This window comes from Kitasatospora sp. NPDC127116 (genome assembly GCF_042677365.1).
Taxonomy (GTDB): domain Bacteria; phylum Actinomycetota; class Actinomycetes; order Streptomycetales; family Streptomycetaceae; genus Kitasatospora; species Kitasatospora lactacystinica.
Map to the genome: position 1 here is coordinate 13,379 of NZ_JBHXTL010000075.1, position 17,876 is coordinate 31,254.

The 17,876-nt window shown below is 73.6% G+C and carries 16 protein-coding genes; 14 read left to right on the forward strand and 2 right to left on the reverse strand.

Features of this window, described 5'->3' with window-relative positions:
• Positions 1 to 9: 9 nt before the first annotated feature.
• The gene (gene rpmB, locus ACFVHV_RS27125) at positions 10 to 195 is read right to left on the reverse strand and encodes a 50S ribosomal protein L28 (protein WP_014138233.1); all 186 of its coding nucleotides are present in this window, start codon (positions 193 to 195) and stop codon (positions 10 to 12) included.
• Between the two features lie 282 nt (positions 196 to 477).
• Here rpmB and ACFVHV_RS27130 point away from each other — a divergent pair, with 282 nt between their 5' ends.
• From ACFVHV_RS27130 to mutM, 10 genes are all read left to right on the forward strand, one after another.
• Positions 478 to 2,109 carry a DAK2 domain-containing protein gene (locus ACFVHV_RS27130; RefSeq protein WP_359900553.1) on the forward strand — a complete coding sequence of 544 codons (1,632 nt, stop codon included), beginning with the start codon at positions 478 to 480 and terminating at the stop codon, positions 2,107 to 2,109.
• A gap of 39 nt (positions 2,110 to 2,148) precedes the next feature.
• The gene (gene recG, locus ACFVHV_RS27135) at positions 2,149 to 4,380 is read left to right on the forward strand and encodes an ATP-dependent DNA helicase RecG (protein ID WP_380354208.1); all 2,232 of its coding nucleotides are present in this window, start codon (positions 2,149 to 2,151) and stop codon (positions 4,378 to 4,380) included.
• 103 nt (positions 4,381 to 4,483) lie between these two features.
• Positions 4,484 to 5,017: a hypothetical protein gene (locus ACFVHV_RS27140; protein ID WP_359900557.1), complete on the forward strand. Its 534-nt coding sequence runs from the start codon at positions 4,484 to 4,486 to the stop codon at positions 5,015 to 5,017.
• A gap of 90 nt (positions 5,018 to 5,107) precedes the next feature.
• The gene (gene rsmD, locus ACFVHV_RS27145) at positions 5,108 to 5,692 is read left to right on the forward strand and encodes a 16S rRNA (guanine(966)-N(2))-methyltransferase RsmD (protein WP_359900559.1); all 585 of its coding nucleotides are present in this window, start codon (positions 5,108 to 5,110) and stop codon (positions 5,690 to 5,692) included.
• Between the two features lie 49 nt (positions 5,693 to 5,741).
• Complete coding sequence (coaD, locus tag ACFVHV_RS27150) at positions 5,742 to 6,233, forward strand: pantetheine-phosphate adenylyltransferase (protein ID WP_359900561.1); 492 nt, start codon at positions 5,742 to 5,744, stop codon at positions 6,231 to 6,233.
• A gap of 186 nt (positions 6,234 to 6,419) precedes the next feature.
• Complete coding sequence (locus ACFVHV_RS27155) at positions 6,420 to 7,622, forward strand: ATP synthase F0 subunit B (protein WP_380354212.1); 1,203 nt, start codon at positions 6,420 to 6,422, stop codon at positions 7,620 to 7,622.
• 173 nt (positions 7,623 to 7,795) lie between these two features.
• Positions 7,796 to 8,440 carry a YceD family protein gene (locus tag ACFVHV_RS27160; protein ID WP_380354214.1) on the forward strand — a complete coding sequence of 215 codons (645 nt, stop codon included), beginning with the start codon at positions 7,796 to 7,798 and terminating at the stop codon, positions 8,438 to 8,440.
• Between the two features lie 2 nt (positions 8,441 to 8,442).
• Entirely contained in the window at positions 8,443 to 8,616 is a 174-nt protein-coding gene (gene rpmF, locus ACFVHV_RS27165; protein ID WP_030056747.1) for a 50S ribosomal protein L32, read from the forward strand.
• 20 nt (positions 8,617 to 8,636) lie between these two features.
• Positions 8,637 to 9,428, forward strand: a complete 792-nt coding sequence (rnc, locus tag ACFVHV_RS27170; protein WP_359900567.1) for a ribonuclease III — start codon at positions 8,637 to 8,639, stop codon at positions 9,426 to 9,428.
• A 54-nt stretch (positions 9,429 to 9,482) separates the two neighbouring features.
• Positions 9,483 to 10,361 (forward strand): bifunctional DNA-formamidopyrimidine glycosylase/DNA-(apurinic or apyrimidinic site) lyase, encoded by an 879-nt coding sequence (gene mutM, locus ACFVHV_RS27175; protein WP_380354217.1) that lies wholly within the window; start codon positions 9,483 to 9,485, stop codon positions 10,359 to 10,361.
• Positions 10,362 to 10,370: 9 nt separating this feature from the next.
• On the opposite strand, the gene ACFVHV_RS27180 is transcribed toward mutM, so the two are convergent.
• Positions 10,371 to 11,291 (reverse strand): hypothetical protein, encoded by a 921-nt coding sequence (locus ACFVHV_RS27180; RefSeq protein ID WP_359900571.1) that lies wholly within the window; start codon positions 11,289 to 11,291, stop codon positions 10,371 to 10,373.
• 320 nt (positions 11,292 to 11,611) lie between these two features.
• Here ACFVHV_RS27180 and ACFVHV_RS27185 point away from each other — a divergent pair, with 320 nt between their 5' ends.
• From ACFVHV_RS27185 to smc, 4 genes are all read left to right on the forward strand, one after another.
• Positions 11,612 to 12,958, forward strand: coding sequence for a hypothetical protein (locus tag ACFVHV_RS27185; RefSeq protein ID WP_359900573.1), 1,347 nt, complete (start codon positions 11,612 to 11,614; stop codon positions 12,956 to 12,958).
• Positions 12,959 to 13,105: 147 nt separating this feature from the next.
• Positions 13,106 to 13,405: an acylphosphatase gene (locus ACFVHV_RS27190; protein ID WP_359900575.1), complete on the forward strand. Its 300-nt coding sequence runs from the start codon at positions 13,106 to 13,108 to the stop codon at positions 13,403 to 13,405.
• A 424-nt stretch (positions 13,406 to 13,829) separates the two neighbouring features.
• Complete coding sequence (locus ACFVHV_RS27195; protein WP_045702518.1) at positions 13,830 to 14,033, forward strand: hypothetical protein; 204 nt, start codon at positions 13,830 to 13,832, stop codon at positions 14,031 to 14,033.
• 155 nt (positions 14,034 to 14,188) lie between these two features.
• Positions 14,189 to 17,833: a chromosome segregation protein SMC gene (gene smc, locus ACFVHV_RS27200; protein ID WP_380354219.1), complete on the forward strand. Its 3,645-nt coding sequence runs from the start codon at positions 14,189 to 14,191 to the stop codon at positions 17,831 to 17,833.
• Positions 17,834 to 17,876: the final 43 nt, after the last annotated feature.

Below are 17,876 nucleotides of genomic sequence, written 5' to 3' on the forward strand. Positions count from 1 at the left end.
GTCTGCGCGTCAGCGCGAGACCTTACCGGCCTTGATGCACGAGGTGCAGACGTTGAGCCGCTTCGGCGTCCGCCCAATCACAGCGCGCACCGTCTGGATGTTGGGGTTCCAACGACGGGGGGTACGGCGGTGAGAGTGGGAGATGCTGTTGCCGAAGCCCGGCCCCTTGCCGCAGACGTCGCAGTTGGCAGCCACAGGAGTCACTCCAAGACTTCAGATCAGATACTTTCGAAAACCCCGCTCGACCACCAGAACACTCGCGTGGACCAGACCGGACGAGGGGGTGAGCCTGGACGGTTCCAGGCAACCGGAAGAGCATACAACGCTTGCTTCCGTCCCACGAAACTACCATGACCGGCCGAGTGATCGCTCCGGTCGTCGGCCCGGACGGCCCCGCCCGCCCCCCGATAACCTGCCGGTATCACCCCTCGCCGCCGCCCCTCGGGCCACCGCGGCGTCCCATCCGGAGGAGACCTGGTGCTGCACACGCTCGACGCCCCGGCCGTGCGCACCTGGTGCCAGCTCGCCCTGCGGGCGCTCGGCCAGGCCCGCGAGGAGATCGACGCGCTCAACGTCTACCCCGTCCCGGACGGCGACACCGGCACCAACCTCTATCTGACCGTCGAGTCCGCCGCCGCCGAGGTGGAGAGCCGCTTCGCCGACCCCGCCGTCGGGACGGCCCCCGGGCTGGCGGACACGGTCCGGGCGATGGCCCGCGGCGCGCTGGTCGGCGCCCGCGGGAACTCCGGGGTGATCCTCGCCCAGTGGCTGCGCGGGACCGCCGAGACGCTCGCCGAGGGCGGCGGCGCCGACCAGCTGCGGGCCGCCCTGCAACGGGCCGCCGACTCCGCGTACCAGGCCGTCGCGGAGCCCGTCGAGGGGACCCTGCTGACCGTCGCCCGGGTCGCCGCCCGGGAGGCCGTCCGGGCCGGGGACGGGCTCGCGCAGGTCGCCGACACCGCCCACCGGGCCGCCCGGGACGCACTGCGGCACACCCCCGAGCAGCTCGCCGTGCTGGCCGAGAACGGGGTCGTGGACGCCGGCGGGCGCGGCCTGGTGGCCGTCCTCGGCGCGCTCGCCGACGCCGTCGCCGGGCAGCAGCCGATGGGGCCGGTCGCGCTGCGCGGGGACGTCCGGGCCGTCGAGAGCTGCGAGACGCACCTGCGGCCGCCCGGCCCCGGCCACCCCGCCTTCGAGGTCATCTACCTGCTGGACGCCCCCGACGAGGCGCTGCCCGCGCTGCGCGAGCGGCTCGGCGAGCTCGGCGACTCCCTGGTGGTCGGCGGCGGCGACGGCCTGTGGAACGTGCACGTCCACGTGGACGACGCGGGCGCCGCCGTGGAGGCCGGCGTCGGGGCCGGGCGCCCGCACCAGATCCGGATCACCCACTTCGCCGAGGCCGCCGCCCGCTCCGGCACCGTCGCCGAGCCCGGCGAGCGCGAGGAGCGGGCCCGGGCGGTGCTCTCGGTGGTCTCCGGCGAGGGCCTGGCCGAGCTCTGCGAACAGGCCGGCGCCGTCGTCCTGCACGCCGACCCGGACCGCCCGCCGGCCAGCGCCGAACTCGCCGCCGCGGTGCGCCGCTCGGCCGCCCGCGAGGTCGTCCTGCTGCTGAACGACCCGGAGCTGCGGGCCGCCGCCGGGGCCGCCGCCGACCAGCTGCGCGAGGAGGGGGTGCGGATCGCCGTCCTGCCCACCCGCTCGCCGGTGCAGGGACTGGCGGCGCTCGCGGTGCACGAGGGCGGCCGCCGCTTCGACGAGGACGTGGTCGCCATGACCTCCGCCGCCGGGGCCACCCGGTACGCGGAACTGGCCGTCGCCGAGGGGGAGTCCTGGACGATGGCCGGGGTCTGCCAGGCCGGGGACGTGCTCGGGCTGATCGACGGCGACGTCGCGGTGATCGGCGCCGGGCTGGCCGAGGTCGGCGAGAGCGTGCTGGACCGGATGCTCGGGGCGGGCGGCGAACTCGTCACCCTGATCCTCGGCGAGGGCACCGAGGAGGCGCTGGCCGAGCGGCTGGTCGCCCACGTGCGGCACCGCCGGCCCGAGGTGGACGCGGTGGTCTTCCACGGCGGGCAGGAACCGGCGCCGCTGCTCATCGGGGTGGAGTAGCCGCCGTTCTGTCCGCCCCTTGGTGTAAACAGGGGCCTGATGGGCGCTCTCGATGAACCACTGACCAAGCTCGTCGGCGACCGCACCGCGAAGGTGCTCGCCGACAGTCTCAAGCTGCGCACGGTCGGGGACCTGCTGCACCACTATCCGCGCCGCTACGTCGAACGCGGCCAGCTCACCAGCCTGGACGAGCTGGAGGTCGACGAGCACGTCACCGTGCTGGCCCGGATCGAGAAGGTCACCCTGATCCCGTTCCGCGGCCGCAAGGGCGACCGGCTGGAGGTCGTGGTCACCGACGGCCGCAGCCGGCTCTCGCTGGTCTTCTTCAACCAGGGCTGGCGGCAGAAGGAGCTCAAGGCCGGCGCCCAGGGCCTGTTCGCCGGAAAGGTCGGGGTCTTCAACCGGACCCGCCAGCTGGTCTCGCCGGACTACCAGCTGCTCGACGAGGACACGGGATCGGACGCCGCGCGGCAGTTCGCCGGCCGGCTCATCCCGGTGTACGGCGCCAGCGCGCAGATGCCCAGCTGGAAGCTGTCGATCTGCATCGAGACCGCGCTCACCAAGCACCTCGGCGACGTCGGCGAGCCGCTGCCCGCCGAACTGCGCGAGCGGCACGACCTGATCCCGCTGCCCGAGGCGCTGGAACTGATCCACCGCCCGCGCGGCCACGCCGACCGCGAGCGCGCCCAGAGCCGGCTGCGCTGGGACGAGGCCTTCGTGCTCCAGGTCGCCCTCGCGCAGCGCCGGGCCGCCGACTCCGCCCTGCCCGCCAAGCCGCGCCGGGCCCGCGAGGGCGGCCTGCTGGACGCCTTCGACGCCCGGCTGCCGTTCACCCTCACCCAGGGCCAGCGGTCCGTCTGCGCCGAGATCGCCGCCGACCTCGCCACCGACCACCCGATGCACCGGCTGCTCCAGGGCGAGGTCGGCTCCGGGAAGACCCTGGTCGCGCTGCGCGCCATGCTCGCCGTGGTGGACGCGGGCGGCCAGGCGGTGCTGCTGGCGCCCACCGAGGTGCTCGCCCAGCAGCACCACCGCTCGATCGTCGAGATGATGGGGGACCTCGCCGAGGGCGGCATGCTCGGCGGCTCCGACCTCGGCACCCGGGTGGTGCTGCTGACCGGCTCGATGGGTGTCCCCGCCCGCCGGCAGGCGCTGCTCGACATGGCCTGCGGGGACGCCGGGATCGCCATCGGCACCCACGCGCTGATCGAGGACAAGGTGCAGTTCCAGGACCTCGGCCTGGTCGTGGTGGACGAGCAGCACCGCTTCGGCGTCGAGCAGCGGGACGCGCTGCGCGCCAAGGGCGAGCAGCCGCCGCACCTGCTGGTGATGACGGCCACCCCGATCCCGCGCACCGTCGCGATGACGGTCTTCGGGGACCTGGAGACCTCCGTCCTGGACCAGCTGCCGGCCGGCCGCTCGCCGATCTCCACCCATGTCGTCCCGGCGCTGGAGAAGCCCAACTTCCTCACCCGGGCCTGGGAGCGGGTCCGCGAGGAGGTCGCCAAGGGCCACCAGGCGTACGTGGTCTGCCCCCGGATCGGGGACGAGGAGCCGGCGGCGGGCCCGGGGAAGAAGCGCCGCAAGGCCGCGGAGGAGGACTTCGAGGAGGTCGGCGACGAGGGCGGCGACGGAGGCGCGGCGAGCGACGAACGGCGGCCCCCGCTCTCGGTGGTGGAGACGGCCGAGAAGCTGGCGAAGGGCCCGCTGAGCGGCCTGCGGGTGGAGATCCTGCACGGCCGGCTCGCGCCCGAGGCCAAGGACGAGGTGATGCGCCGGTTCACGGCCGGCGAGGTGGACGTGCTGGTCGCCACCACGGTGATCGAGGTCGGCGTCAACGTCCCCAACTCCACCGCGATGGTCATCATGGACGCCGACCGCTTCGGCGTCTCCCAGCTCCACCAGCTGCGCGGCCGGGTCGGCCGCGGCAGCGCGGCGGGCCTGTGCCTGCTGGTCAGCGACATGCCCGGGGGCAGCGCCGCGCGGGCCCGGCTGGACGCGGTGGCGGGCACCCTGGACGGCTTCGAGCTGTCCCGGATCGACCTCGAACAGCGCCGCGAGGGCGACGTGCTGGGCCAGGCCCAGTCCGGGGTGAAGTCCTCGCTCAAGGTGCTCTCGGTGCTGGAGGACGAGGAGGTCATCCTCACCGCCCGCACCGAGGCCACCCGGCTGGTCGCCGAGGACCCGGACCTGGCCGCCCACCCGGAGCTGCGCACCGCGCTGGAGAGCCTGCTCGACGAGGACCGCGCGGCCTACATGGAGAAGGGCTGAGCGGTCCTTCGAGGGTCGGATTGTCAGACCCCCGGGAGAGAATGGAGTTGTTCAGGACGCACCTCCAAGGTGCGTACCTGGCACGACACTTGGGGGTCATGCCATGGCATTCCGTCATCTCAACGAGCTCCCGCTGGGCGACAAGGTCTTCCGGATCGAACTCGCCAGCGACGACGACCGCGAGGTCACCCTCACCCTGACCGGCTGGCGCGAGGGGGCGGCCGCCGCACCGCTCGCCTCGGGCAAGCTCCGCCTGCCGGTCGAGGACGTCGCCTCGCTGCGGATCGCGCTCAACCGCGCGCTGCGGGCGCTGGCGATCGTCGCCGACGTCTCCGAGCCCATCCCCGACCGCGACGTGCTGCGCGAGCTGTACCCCGGCCACGGCGCCCCCTGGGTGCCGCAGCACGAGGAGGAACTGGTCCGGCGCTTCCACGACGGCGAGACCATCGCCCGGATCGCCGCCCGGTTCGGCCGCACGCCCGACTCCGTCCGGACCAAGCTGCGCGAGCTCGGGCACGACCCGCGCCGCCCCGAGTTCTGCCCGCCCGACGGCTGCCTGTCCTGGTCCCGCTACGCCTCGCCGGCCCTGCTCGGCGCGGCCCTGCCGCCCCAGGCGGCGGGCTCCGAGGCGAGCTGACCCGTGCTCCCCGCAGGCCCCGCCGGTAAGCCCGGCGGGGCCTGCGCCGTATAGCGTGGTCGGGCAGCGACGAAAGGACCTCCCACCACCATGACCCGCGTGATCGCCGGGGCGGCCGGCGGCCGCCGACTGGCCGTACCGCCCGGCCGGGGCACCCGCCCGACCTCCGACAAGGCCCGCGAGGCGATGTTCTCCACCCTGGAGGCGCTGCGCGGCACCCTGCACGGGATCCGGATGCTGGACCTGTTCGGCGGATCGGGCGCGGTCGGACTGGAGGCGCTGTCGCGCGGCGCCGAGCACGTCCTGCTGGTCGAGGCGGACGGCCAGGCGGCCCGGGTGATCCGGGAGAACGTCCGGACGATCGGCCTGCCCGGGGCCGAGGTGCGGGCCGCCAGGGCGGAGAAGGTGATCGCCGGCCCGCCCCCGCAGAGCCCGTACGACCTGGTCTTCCTCGACCCGCCGTACGTGGTGACGGACGAGGAGGTCCGCGAGATGCTGATCACACTCCTGGCCGGGGGCTGGCTCGCGGACGACGCACTCGTCACCGTGGAGCGCAGCACCCGCGGCGGTGGGTTCGACTGGCCCGGGGGTTTCGAGGAACTGCGCTCCCGCCGCTACGGCGAGGGCACGCTCTGGTACGGTCGCGCCGCCGCCGCGGCCGGTGAGCAGAAGTAGCGGGCCGCGGCCCGCAGCAGCCGTCACCCCACGAGGGAGCACACACGCCATGCGCCGAGCCGTCTGTCCTGGTTCGTTCGACCCGATCACCAACGGTCACCTCGACATCATCGGGCGGGCCTCGAAGCTGTACGACGTGGTGCATGTCGCGGTCCTGATCAACCGGAACAAGCAGGGCATGTTCACCGTCGAGGAGCGGATCGGCCTGATCGAGGAGGTCACCGCGGGCTTCGGGAACCTGGTGGTCGAGTCGCACCACGGCCTGCTGGTGGACTTCTGCCGGGAGCGCAACATCCCCGCGATCATCAAGGGCCTGCGCGCGGTCAGCGACTTCGACTACGAGCTCCAGATGGCGCAGATGAACCACGGCCTGACCGGGGTGGAGACGCTGTTCGTGCCGACCTCGCCGACCTACAGCTTCCTCTCCTCGACGCTGGTCAAGGAGGTCGCCTCGTACGGCGGCGACGTCTCGCACCTGCTGCCGGAGACGGTGCATCGCCAACTGGTGGAGCGGATCGCGGAGCGCAAGGCCGAGCAGTAGGCGCCGTCTGTCCGCTTCTGCCGGTTCGTCATGGATTGTCCCGCGGGCGGCAGACCGGTTCGGCGCAGGCGTTGTGACCCCGCCCGGCAGGGGCCGTACAGTCTGTACTCCTGCCCCGCGGTGAGGTTCACCGCGTCGGGCCTGCCTCCGCCGGACCGTCGGCGGCACACGGAAAGACGAAGCCCCGTGGACGTGCAGAACAAGGTCGACGAGATCGTGGCGGCGGTCGAGAACGCCCGCTCGATGCCGATGTCGGCCTCCTGCGTGGTGAACCGGGCCGAGCTGATCGGCCTGCTCAACAACCTCAGGTCGGCCCTGCCCGCCGAACTCGCCCAGGCCCAGTCGGTGATGGCCGACCACGAGCAGGTGGTGGCGGGTGCCCAGGCCGAGGCCGAGCGGATCATCCAGGGCGCGCACGCCGAGCGCGGCTCGCTGATCTCGGACACCGAGGTGGTCCGCCAGGCCCAGGCCCAGGCCGACCGGATCCTCGCCGAGGCGCGCGCCGAGGTCGACGCCAAGCGGGCCGAGGCCGACGACTACGTGGACAGCAAGCTCGCCAACTTCGAGGTCGTGCTGACCAAGACGCTCGGCGCGGTCGGCCGCGGCCGCACCAAGCTGCGCGGCGACTCCAGCGTCTTCGAGACCGAGTCCGAGGGCGAGGGCGACGGCGAGGAGTTCCGCCCGCAGCGGATCAGCCCGAGCCCCGAGGTGGACGAGTACGTCGATGTGAAGCTCGCCACCCTGGAGAACGTGCTCGGCGCCACCCTGGAGGCGGTCGGCAAGGGCCGGGACAAGCTGCTCGGCAAGCGGCCCATCGACGAGCTGGGCGCCTACCTGGCCGCCGCCGACCAGGCCCAGGAGGCCAAGGAGCGGGCCGAGGCGGTGGCGGCGGGCTTCGCCCACGACCCCGACGGCGGGGACATCGCCTGGTACCGCGAGGACGTCCCGCAGCAGCAGACCTGGCCGGAGCAGACCCCGGCCGCGGCCGGCTGGCAGGCCCCCGGCACCGACCAGTACGCGGCCGCCCAGCAGCCCGGCGGGCAGTACGCCGAGGTGTACGGCGGCGGCTACGACCCGGCCGGCCAGGGCGACCCGTACAACGCCCAGTGGGGCGGACAGCAGGACGGCTACCAGCAGCAGGGCTACCCGGACCAGCAGCAGGGCGGCTACGGATATCCCCAGCAGCAGCAGGGCTACGCCGCGCAGCCGTACGAGGGCTACGCCTACCCCCAGCCTCCGGCCACCCCGCCGGCCGTGCCGCACCAGCAGCAGGGCCAGGGCCAGCAGCAGGGCCAGGGCCAGGCGCAGGGGCAGGGTCTGGACGAGACCAGCTTCTTCGACACCAGCATGATCGACATGACCAGGCTGCGGGAGCTCGGAGGCCGCTGAACCGGCCCCGGCACGGCCGCGGGGGAGTCTCCCGACGGGACCGAAGTTGGGCCTGACGGGAGACTCCGGTAGTCTGACCACTCCGGCCTCCCCATGTCCGGCCGTTGGCTTGCCCTCGCAGCGCCGACTTGTATGGGGACGCTTCGTTGGATTCCTATGGAAGTCAGGACACCGTGAACCGCCTCGACCACCGCGACCCCCTCGTGTTCGACACGCACGAGCTCGGTCGGCGTCCGGGCTCGATGCGCAAGGTGAGCCGGACCCTGGAGGCCCCGGAGGGCTTCGGGATCATCGACGTGATCGGCGTGCCGGAGAAGAGCCCGATCGAGCTGGAGCTCCGCCTGGAGTCCGTGGTCGAGGGCGTGCTGGTCACCGGCACCGCCGAGACCCGGGTCGAGGGCGAGTGCGTCCGGTGCCTGGAGCCCGTCGAGTTCGACATCGACGTGGACTTCCAGGAGCTGTACTACTACCCGGAGTCCGACGAGCACCACCGCGCCCGGACCGCCGGGGCCGAGGACCTCGAAGAGGACTCGGAAGATGAGACTTACCGTCTGGAGGGCGACTTCTTCGACCTCCGGCCGGTGCTGCGTGACGCGGTGGTGCTCGCACTGCCGCTGCAGCCGGTGTGCCAGGAAGACTGCCTGGGCCTGTGCTCCGAGTGCGGAGCGCGCCTGAGCGACGACCCGGCGCACCACCACGATGCCGTCGACCCCCGGTGGGCGGCTCTGCAGGGACTCTCCGCCGCCCCCGGCGACGAGGGTGACGGATCTAAGAACAGCGACACCCGTGAGGGTCTCGCCGAGAACCAGGAGAAGTAGCCGTGGCTGTTCCGAAGCGGAAGATGTCGCGCAGCAACACGCGCCACCGTCGGTCCAACTGGAAGGCCGTTGTCCCGGCCCTCGTGGCGTGCGACCGCTGCCACGAGCCGAAGCTGGGCCACATCGCGTGCCCGAGCTGCGGCACGTACAACCGTCGCCAGGTCCTCTCGGTCTGATCGGCGGGGTGTACGGATCGATGTCGGACGGTAACTCCACCCGCAAGGCGTCCACCGCCCCGAAGGGTTCCTCTTCGGGCGGCGGCAAGGCCGGCGGGCCGGCTTCGACCGAATACGACGTCCTGGAAGGGCGCCTCGGGTACACGCTCGAGCGCGCCCTTCTGGTGCGTGCCCTGACCCACCGCTCGTACGCGTACGAGAACGGCGGGCTGCCCACCAACGAGCGCCTGGAGTTCCTCGGCGACTCGGTGCTGGGCCTCGTGGTGACCGACACCCTCTACCGCGTCCACCCGGACGTCCCGGAGGGCACGCTCGCCAAACTGCGCGCCGCGGTGGTCAACTCCCGCGCGCTCGCGGACGTCGGCCGCGGCCTGGAGCTCGGCACGTTCATCCGCCTCGGCAAGGGCGAGGAGGGCACCGGCGGCCGCGACAAGTCGTCGATCCTCGCCGACACCGTCGAGGCCGTGATCGGCGCCGTCTACCTGGACCAGGGCCTGGACGCGGCCACCGAGTTCGTCCACCGACTGTTCGACCCGCTGATCGAGGAGTCCTCTCAGCTGGGCGCCGGCCTGGACTGGAAGACCAGCCTCCAGGAGCTCACCGCCTCGGTGGGCATCGGAGTGCCCGAGTACGTGGTCATGGAATCCGGTCCGGACCACGAGAAGACCTTCACCGCGGCGGCCCGGGTGGCCGGCGAGGACTTCGGCAGCGGCGTCGGCCGCTCGAAGAAGGAAGCCGAGCAGAAGGCCGCCGAGAGCGCCTGGCGCGCGATCAAGGACAAGTACGCCGACCGGCTGCCCGCCGGGGCGTGACCTCCGAGTAGCCTTCACTCCTGCCGAACCGTACCGAGCAGGAGGCGTCTTCCCGTGCCCGAACTTCCCGAGGTCGAGGTCGTCCGCCGTGGTCTGGCCAACTGGGTCGCCGGGCGGACCGTCGCCGACGTCGAGGTGCTGCACCCGCGCGCGGTGCGCCGCCAGCCGGCCGGCGCGGCCGACTTCACCGTCCGGCTGACCGGCACCACCCTCGGCACCGCGCAGCGGCGCGGCAAGTACCTGTGGGTGCCGCTGGCCGGCACCGGGGCGGGATTCTCGCTGATCGGCCACCTCGGGATGAGCGGCCAACTCCTCGTCCAGGACCCGTCCGTACCCGACGAGACGCACCTGCGGGTGCGGCTGCGCTTCGCCGACGGCGGGCGCGAACTGCGCTTCGTCGACCAGCGGACCTTCGGCGGCCTGGCGGTCGAGGAGGCCGAGGACGGGGACCCCGAGGGCACCCCGGTCTCGATCGCGCACATCGCCCGCGACCCGCTCGACCCGCGCTTCGACGACGCCGCCTTCGCGGCCGCGCTGCGCGCCAAGCGGACCACCGTCAAGCGCGCCCTGCTCGACCAGACCCTGATCAGCGGCGTCGGCAACATCTACGCCGACGAGGCGCTGTGGCGCTCCAGGCTGCACTACGACCGCCCGACCGCGACGCTCACCCGCCCGCAGGCCCTGCTGCTGCTGGCCGCCGCCCGGGACGTGATGACCGCGGCGCTCGCCGTCGGCGGCACCAGCTTCGACAGCCTCTACGTCAACGTGAACGGCGAGAGCGGCTACTTCTCCCGGGACCTCGACGCCTACGGCCGCGAGCAGGAGCCCTGCCGCCGCTGCGGCACCCCGATCCGGCGGGCGGCCTGGATGAACCGCTCCAGCTACTTCTGCCCCCGCTGCCAGCGCGTGCCGCGCACCAGCGGCGGGGGCTGAGGCCCCGCGCTACTTGCGGGTGAGTTCGGGCTCCTCGGCGGCCGGCTCCCCGGGCGTGCCGTGGGTGTCCTGGCCGAAGTAGGCCACCCCGACCGCGGCGACCACCGCGAGCAGGAAGCCGATCACGCCGAGCCAGCCCAGGCCGGCCTTGGAGGAGTCGCCGAGCCAGAGCACGCCGACCGCGCCGGGCAGCACCGTCTCGCCGACCACCAGCGCGGCGGTCGCGCCGTTGACCGAGCCGATCTGGAGCGCCACGGTGTGGATGTACATCCCGCCGATGCCGCCGACCAGGACCGCGTACAGCGCCGGGTCGGAGAGCAGCGAACCGATGTCGAACGGCTCGATGCCGTTGAGGATGCGCACCCCGACGCCCAGGGCGCCGAAGCCGAGGCCGGAGAGCAGGCCGGCGACGATCGCGCCGTTGGCGCCCATCCGCCGCACCAGCAGGCTGCCGCCGACCAGCAGCACGGTGGTGACGATCAGCAGCCACCAGTGGAAGGACATCGCCACGTGGTGGCCGCCCTCCGGTCCGGCCGAGACGGCCAGCAGCACCAGCGCCGAGCAGAGAACGGCGATCGAGGCCCACTCCAGCTGCTTGAGCCGGATGCCCAGCAGCTTGATGCTGAGCACCGCGGTGATCACCAGGTTGGCGCTGATGATGGTCTGGGAGAGGAACAGCGGCAGCAGCCGGGCGGCCAGCGCGCCGAGCCCGAAACCGATCAGGTCGAGCACCGTGCCGAGGATGAACTCCCAGGTGACGGCGGCCTTCGCGGTCGAGGACAGGCTCGGGCCGCCGTGCTCGGTGGTCGATGTGGTGGCGCCCTTGGCGGCCTCCTCCCGGGCGGAGCGGCGGGATCCGACGGCCTGGAGGACCGAGCCGGTGCCGTAGCAGGCGGATGCCGCCACGGCGGTGACGAGGCCGATGATCACCGAGTGCTCCGATCGGGAGTCGAGTCAAGGATTGGCTGAGTAAAGAAAGGGCAATGGGGCCGGTGGTTCGGGACCACTATGCCCGTTCGCACGGTACGGTCGGCACGCCCCCCGGAGTGCCCCGGAACCGGGCCGGGCCTGCCGGAACGTACGTCCGGGGGCCGCAGCCGGTTCCCGCGCGGGCCCCGTCTCGGGGACGGCTGGGGGAAACATCATCCCCGAGGAGGGGAGCGGCCCCGGCGGACGGCGGGGAGCCTTGTCAGTACCAGTATGCGAAGGGTATGGCGTGCTCCGGGGCCGGTCACGGTAGCGTCGGGGGCATGAGAACCCTTGCACGACGTTCCCGGGGCGCCGGGCCGCTTGCCCTGGTGGCGGCGCTGCTCGGGCTGCTGCTCCTGCTGGCGCCCGCGGCCTCGGCGGCCGGCGGACTGAGCGACGCCGCGGCCTCCCTGAAGAAGGGCCGGGTCTACGTCGACCCGGCCATGACGAGCCGCTTCAGCCAGGACCGGGCCGACGCCCTGACCAAGAAGATCGACAAGGCCGACAAGCCGATCTTCATCGCGGTGATCCCCGACTCTGCGGCCTACGCGAAGAGCAACCTCCAGGACCTCCGCACCCTGGTGGGCATCGACGGCGTCTACGCGGTCTGGCACGGCGACAAGTTCGACGCCGGCGGCGACCGCGGCGCGATGGGCGCGGGCCAGCCGCAGCGCATCGCCGGGGCGGCCTTCCGGTCGAACGGCGGCGACATCGACGCCACCCTGAACTCCTTCGTCGACCAGGCCGCCCCGCAGACCAAGGGCACCGGGGTCAACCACAGCACCTCGATCGCCTGGGTGGTCATCCCGCTCGTGCTGGTCGCGCTCGCCGGCACCGGCGTCTTCCTGCTGTTCCGCCGCGCCAAGAAGCGCAAGGAGGAGCAGGCCCGGGCCGAGCTGGAGCAGCTGCGCCGGGTCGTGGACGAGGACATCACCGCCTTCGGCGTCGAACTGGAGCGGCTCGACTTCAGCCCGGCCGCGGCCGACGCCGACGACGCCCAGCGCACCGACTACAGCCACGCCCTGGACTCGTACGAGAAGTCCAAGCGGCTGATGGACGAGGCGAAGAAGCCCGAGGACGTCAAGCAGGTCACCGAGGCGATCGAGGACGGCCGCTTCTCGCTGGCCACCCTGGCCGCCCGGCGGGACAAGCGGCCGCTGCCCGAGCGCCGTCCCCCGTGCTTCATGGACCCGCGGCACGGCCCGTCCGTCAAGGACGTGGACTGGGCCCCGGCCGGCGGCTCCCCCCGCTCCGTGCCGGTCTGCCAGGCCGACGCGGACCGCGTGGCGGCCGGCCTCGACCCGGCGATCCGCACCGTCGACACCGACCAGGGCCCGCAGCCGTACTGGAACGCCGGCCCGGCGTACGCCCCGTACGCGGGCGGCTACTACAGCGGCTTCGGCGGCGGCCTGCTGCCCGGCCTGCTGGTCGGCACCATGCTCGGCTCGATGATGAGCTCCCCGGCCTACGCGGCGGCGCCGATGATGGGCGGCGGCTACCAGGACCAGTACGAGGGCGGCGACTACACCGGCGCCGACTTCAACCCGGCCGACTTCAGCGGCGGCGGCGATTTCGGCGGCGGTGGCGACTTCGGCGGTGGCGGCGACTTCGGCGGCGGGGACTGGTAACCCGCAGCACCGACCGTCCGACTCAGCGGCCCCGCCGGAGCACCGGCGGGGCCGCTGACGTCCTCGTCCCGGCCGGCGTGCGGGGGCGGGCCGGCCGGGCGGTGGCCGGGCGCGCGGGCCGCCGGGGCGTGTCCTAAGGTCAGGGGCATGCACGGTCGCGACGCCCACAGTGAGGAACCGGTCCGGGTGACCGCCTGGGTCCGGGGGAAGGTCCAGCAGGTCGGGTTCCGCTGGTGGACCAGGGCACGGGCGCTGGAGATCGGCCTGACCGGCTACGCCGGCAACCTCGGCGACGGCCGGGTGCAGGTGGTGGCCGAGGGACTCGCGGCCGACTGCGAGCAGCTGCTGGCCCGGCTGCGCGGCCCGGGGACCCCGGGGAACGTCAGCGGGGTCACCGAGATCTGGACGGCCGTCGGCCCCGGTTACGAGGGTTTCGAGATCCGCTGAGCCGCCCCGGGCCGGAGCTCCGGCGAAGCGGGGTGCGGCGTTCCGGGAAAAGATCGGGAACCGGCGGTGTCACGAGGTTGCCATCCGGGCAGACTCGTGGTTGACTCCGCATCGAACGATGATCCACGAGCACGTGGTGGACCCGTCCCGAGACCCCCCAGGCGTGACGACACCGCCGGGCAGGTGACAGGGGCGCGGTAGCGTGCGGTGATCGTGTTGACCCTTTCCGTCTTTGGTGAGACGCTGGAAGCCCGCGCACACGACCGCGTTATCCCGGCAGGCGCATGCCCCCGTGAGCCCAGCTCACGGTGGTTGTGCCGTAGTGCCCAGCCAGCACTTCCGGTGACGCGCCGCGCGTGCGTCCCCCTTCCCCCTAGACCTGGACCGTTCCGGTTCGGTCACTCAGCGTGGAGGACCATTCATCATGGCAAAGGCGCTTCTCGGGTACGTCGGCGGCCCCGACCCGCGAATGCTCTCCGAGATGCGACGGCTTCAGCAGCGCGTCCAGGACCTTGAAGCCGAGCTCCTTCGGATGCAGGCTGAGAACGACGCTCTGACCGCTGTCGCTGACGAGCACTCGCTGCTCAACAGCATCGATCTGGATCAGCGGGAGCCGGCTCTCACCTGAGTCCCGCCCGGTCCTCGCAGATCGACGCCGCTGTGCACTGAGCCGCCCCGAAAGGGACGCAGCTTGCAAGGGACGCCCGGATGTGGCGTCCCTTCGTCGTGTCCGGCGCCGGATAAAGTCGGTTCCTGTCCTGAGTGATCGAGGAGACCGGCCGCGTGCACCTGAAGAGCCTGACGCTGCGCGGGTTCAAGTCCTTCGCCTCCAGCACCACCCTGCGCTTCGAGCCCGGCATCACCTGCGTCGTCGGCCCGAACGGCTCCGGCAAGTCGAACGTGGTGGACGCGCTGTCCTGGGTGATGGGCGAGCAGGGGGTCAAGTCGCTGCGCGGCGGCAAGATGGAGGACGTCATCTTCGCCGGGACCAGCGGGCGCGCCCCGCTCGGCCGCGCCGAGGTCAGCCTCACCATCGACAACGGCGACGGCGCCCTGCCGATCGACTACGCCGAAGTGACCATCACCCGGACCATGTTCCGCAACGGCGGCAGCGAGTACGCGCTCAACGGCGAGACCTGCCGCCTGCTGGACATCCAGGAACTGCTCTCCGACTCCGGCATCGGCCGCGAGATGCACGTCATCGTCGGGCAGGGGCAGCTGGACTCCGTGCTGCACGCCGACCCGATGGGGCGGCGCGCCTTCATCGAGGAGGCGGCCGGCGTCCTCAAACACCGCAAGCGCAAGGAGAAGGCGCTGCGGAAACTGGACGCGATGCAGGCCAACCTCAACCGGGTCCAGGACCTGGTCGCCGAACTGCGCCGCCAGCTCGGGCCGCTCGGCCGGCAGGCCCGGATCGCCCGCCGGGCCGCCGGCATCCAGGCCGACCTGCGCGACGCCCGGCTGCGGCTGCTCGCCGACGACCTGTGCACGCTCCGCCGGGCCGTCGAGGCCGAGATCGCGGACGAACTGGCGCTGCGCCTGCGCCGCACCACCGTCGAGCAGGAACTGGCCCGCGCGGTGCAGCGCGAGAGCGTCCTGGAGGCGCAGGTCCAGCAGCTCGGACCCGGCCTGGAGACCGCCCGGCAGACCTGGTACCGGCTCTCCGCGCTCGCCGAGCGCACCCGCGGCACCATCGGGCTGGCCGAGGCCCGCGCCCGGCACGCCGTCGCCGGGGACCGCGGCGAGGAGCGGCGCGGGCGCGACCCCGAGGACCTGGAACAGGAGGCCGGACGGGTCCGCGAGGAGGAGGCCGCGCTGACCGGGGCGCTGGAGGAGGCCCGGTACGCGCTGGCCGAGGCGGTCGAGCGCAAGGACGGGCTGGAGCGGGAACTGGCCGACGAGGAACGCCGGCTGCGAGACGCCGCCCGGGCCATCGCCGACCGCCGGGAAGGCCTGGCCCGGCTGCAGGGGCAGGCCGCCGCCGCCCGGTCCAGGGCCGCCGCGGCGCAGGCCGAGATCGGCCGGCTCGCCGAGGCCAGGGACGAGGCGCTGCTGCGCGCCGAGTCCGCCCGGGCCGAGCTGGACGAACTCCGGCAGCAGGTGGACGGCGCGACCGGGGACGACGAGCAGGCCGAGGCCGGGTACCGGCGGGCGCGCGAGCGGCTGGCCGCCGCGGAGGAGGGGCTGGCCGCGGCCCGGGAGACGGCCGGCGCCGCCGAGCGCGAGCGGGCCGCCCTCACCGCGCGGCACGAGGCGCTCTCCCTCGGGCTGCGCCGCAAGGACGGCACCGGCGCGCTGCTGGAGGCCGGGGAGCGGCTGGGCGGGGTGCTCGGCCCGGCGGCCGCGCTGCTGCGGATCGAGGCGGGGTACGAGGTGCCGCTGGCCTCGGCGCTCGGCGCGGCGGCCGACGCGGTGGCCGTCGACTCGCCGTCCGCCGCCGCCGGGGCGCTGCGGCTGCTGCGGGCCGAGGACGCCGGCCGGGCCGCGCTGCTGATCGCCGGCGCCGCCGAGGTGGCCCAGGCGGCGGGGGAGTTGCCGGACGGAGCCCGCTGGGCGGCCGAACTGGTGGACGGCCCCGAGGAGTTGCTCGGTGCGGTCCGGCGGCTGCTGGCCGGGGTGGCGGTGGTCGAGGACCTGGACCAGGCGCTGCGGCTGACCGCCGCGCGGCCCGGAGTCTGCGCCGTCACCGCGGACGGGGACCGGCTCGGCGCCGGCTTCGCCCAGGGCGGGTCCGGCGGTGCGCCGAGCCTGCTGGAGACCCAGGCGGCGGTGGACGAGGCGGCCCGGGCGATCGGGGAACTCACCGACCGCTGCGCCGAGTCGGCCGAGCGGCTGGCCGAACTCGCCGAACAACGGCGGGAGTCGGCCGCCGAGGTCGAGCAACTGGCCGATCGGCGGCGGCAGGCGGAGAAGGAACGGGCCCAGGTCGCCGGGGCACTCGGCCGGCTCGGCGGGCAGGCCCGCGCCGCCGCCGGGGAGGCCGAGCGACTGTCGGCCGCCGCCGCGTGGGCCGAGCAGGGGCTGACCGAACTGCTCGACGGAGCCGAGGAACTGGTGCAGCGCCTGGCCGCCGCCGAGGATTCGGCCCGGGCTGGCCAGGACGAGCCGGACACCGCCGAACAGCAGCGCCTGGCCGCGGCCGCGAGCGCCGCCCGGCAGGCCGAGCTGGAGGCCCGGCTCGCGGTGCGCACCCACGAGGAACGGGTCCGCGCCCTGGCCGGCCGGGCCGACCAGCTGGACCGCGCCGCCCGCGCCGAACGCGAGGCGCGCGCCCGGGCCGCCGAGCGCCGCCGGCGCGCCGAGCACGACGCCTCGGTGGCGAACGCCGTCGCGGCGGGCGCCCGGCAGCTGCTGGCCTGCCTGGAGGTGTCGCTGGCCCGGGCGGACGCCGGGCGGGTGGCCGTCGAACAGGCGCGCGCCGAGCGCGAGCACGAGCTGCGCGAGCACCGCGAGCACGGCCGCGGGCTCAAGGAGGAGCTGGACAAGCTGGTCGACGCCGGGCACCGGGACGAGGTGCTGCGGGCCGAGAAGCGGCTGCGGATCGAGCAGCTGGAGGCCCGCGCGCTGGAGGAGTTCGGCATCGACGGCGGCGAACTGCTCGCCTCGTACGGGCCCGACCAGCCCGTCCCGCCCTCGCCCTCGCCCGCGGCGCCGGCCGCCGATGTCGCCGCCGGCGTCGCCGTCAGTGTCGCCGCCGAGGAGGGGAAGGAGCCGGGGGAGCCGTACCCGTACGTCCGGGCCGAGCAGGAGACGCGGCTGCGGGCGGCCGAGAAGGCCTACCTCCAGCTCGGCAAGGTCAACCCGCTGGCGCTGGAGGAGTTCGCCGCGCTGGAGGAGCGGCACCGGTTCCTCGGCGAGCAGCTGGACGACCTCAAGCGCAGCCGGCGCGACCTGCTGGACATCGTCCGGGACGTGGACCAGCGGGTCGAGCAGCTGTTCACCTCGGCCTACCACGACACCGCCGCCCAGTTCGAGGGCGTCTTCGCCCGGCTCTTCCCCGGCGGGGAGGGCCGGCTGGTGCTGACCGACCCGGACAACATGCTCATCACCGGGGTCGAGGTGGAGGCCCGCCCGCCGGGAAAGAAGGTCAAGCGGCTGTCGCTGCTGTCCGGCGGCGAGCGCTCGCTGACCGCGGTGGCGCTGCTGGTGGCGATCTTCAAGGCCCGGCCCAGCCCGTTCTACGTGATGGACGAGGTGGAGGCGGCGCTGGACGAGACCAACCTGCGCCGGCTGATCGGGATCATGGAGGAGCTGCGGGAGAGCTCCCAGCTGATCGTGATCACCCACCAGAAGCTCACCATGGAGTCGGCCGACGCCCTCTACGGCGTGACCATGAAGGGCGACGGCATCTCGCAGGTGATCAGCCAGCGGCTGCGCGAAGAGCACCGGGAGCGCCGGCCGCGAGCCGGACGAACCGCGTCGGTGTAGGGCGGCTGCGGTCCATCCGGGCTCCGGTCGCGGATACTGGAGC

Bases quoted from the DNA above. Each gene is read 5' to 3' on its own strand.
- recG (WP_380354208.1), top strand. From the start codon at position 2,149: ATGGGCGCTCTCGATGAACCACTGACCAAGCTCGTCGGCGACCGCACC.
- ACFVHV_RS27140 (WP_359900557.1), top strand. From the start codon at position 4,484: ATGGCATTCCGTCATCTCAACGAGCTCCCGCTGGGCGACAAGGTCTTC.
- rsmD (WP_359900559.1), top strand. From the start codon at position 5,108: ATGACCCGCGTGATCGCCGGGGCGGCCGGCGGCCGCCGACTGGCCGTA.
- coaD (WP_359900561.1), top strand. From the start codon at position 5,742: ATGCGCCGAGCCGTCTGTCCTGGTTCGTTCGACCCGATCACCAACGGT.
- rnc (WP_359900567.1), top strand. From the start codon at position 8,637: ATGTCGGACGGTAACTCCACCCGCAAGGCGTCCACCGCCCCGAAGGGT.
- ACFVHV_RS27185 (WP_359900573.1), top strand. From the start codon at position 11,612: ATGAGAACCCTTGCACGACGTTCCCGGGGCGCCGGGCCGCTTGCCCTG.
- ACFVHV_RS27190 (WP_359900575.1), top strand. From the start codon at position 13,106: ATGCACGGTCGCGACGCCCACAGTGAGGAACCGGTCCGGGTGACCGCC.
- ACFVHV_RS27195 (WP_045702518.1), top strand. From the start codon at position 13,830: ATGGCAAAGGCGCTTCTCGGGTACGTCGGCGGCCCCGACCCGCGAATG.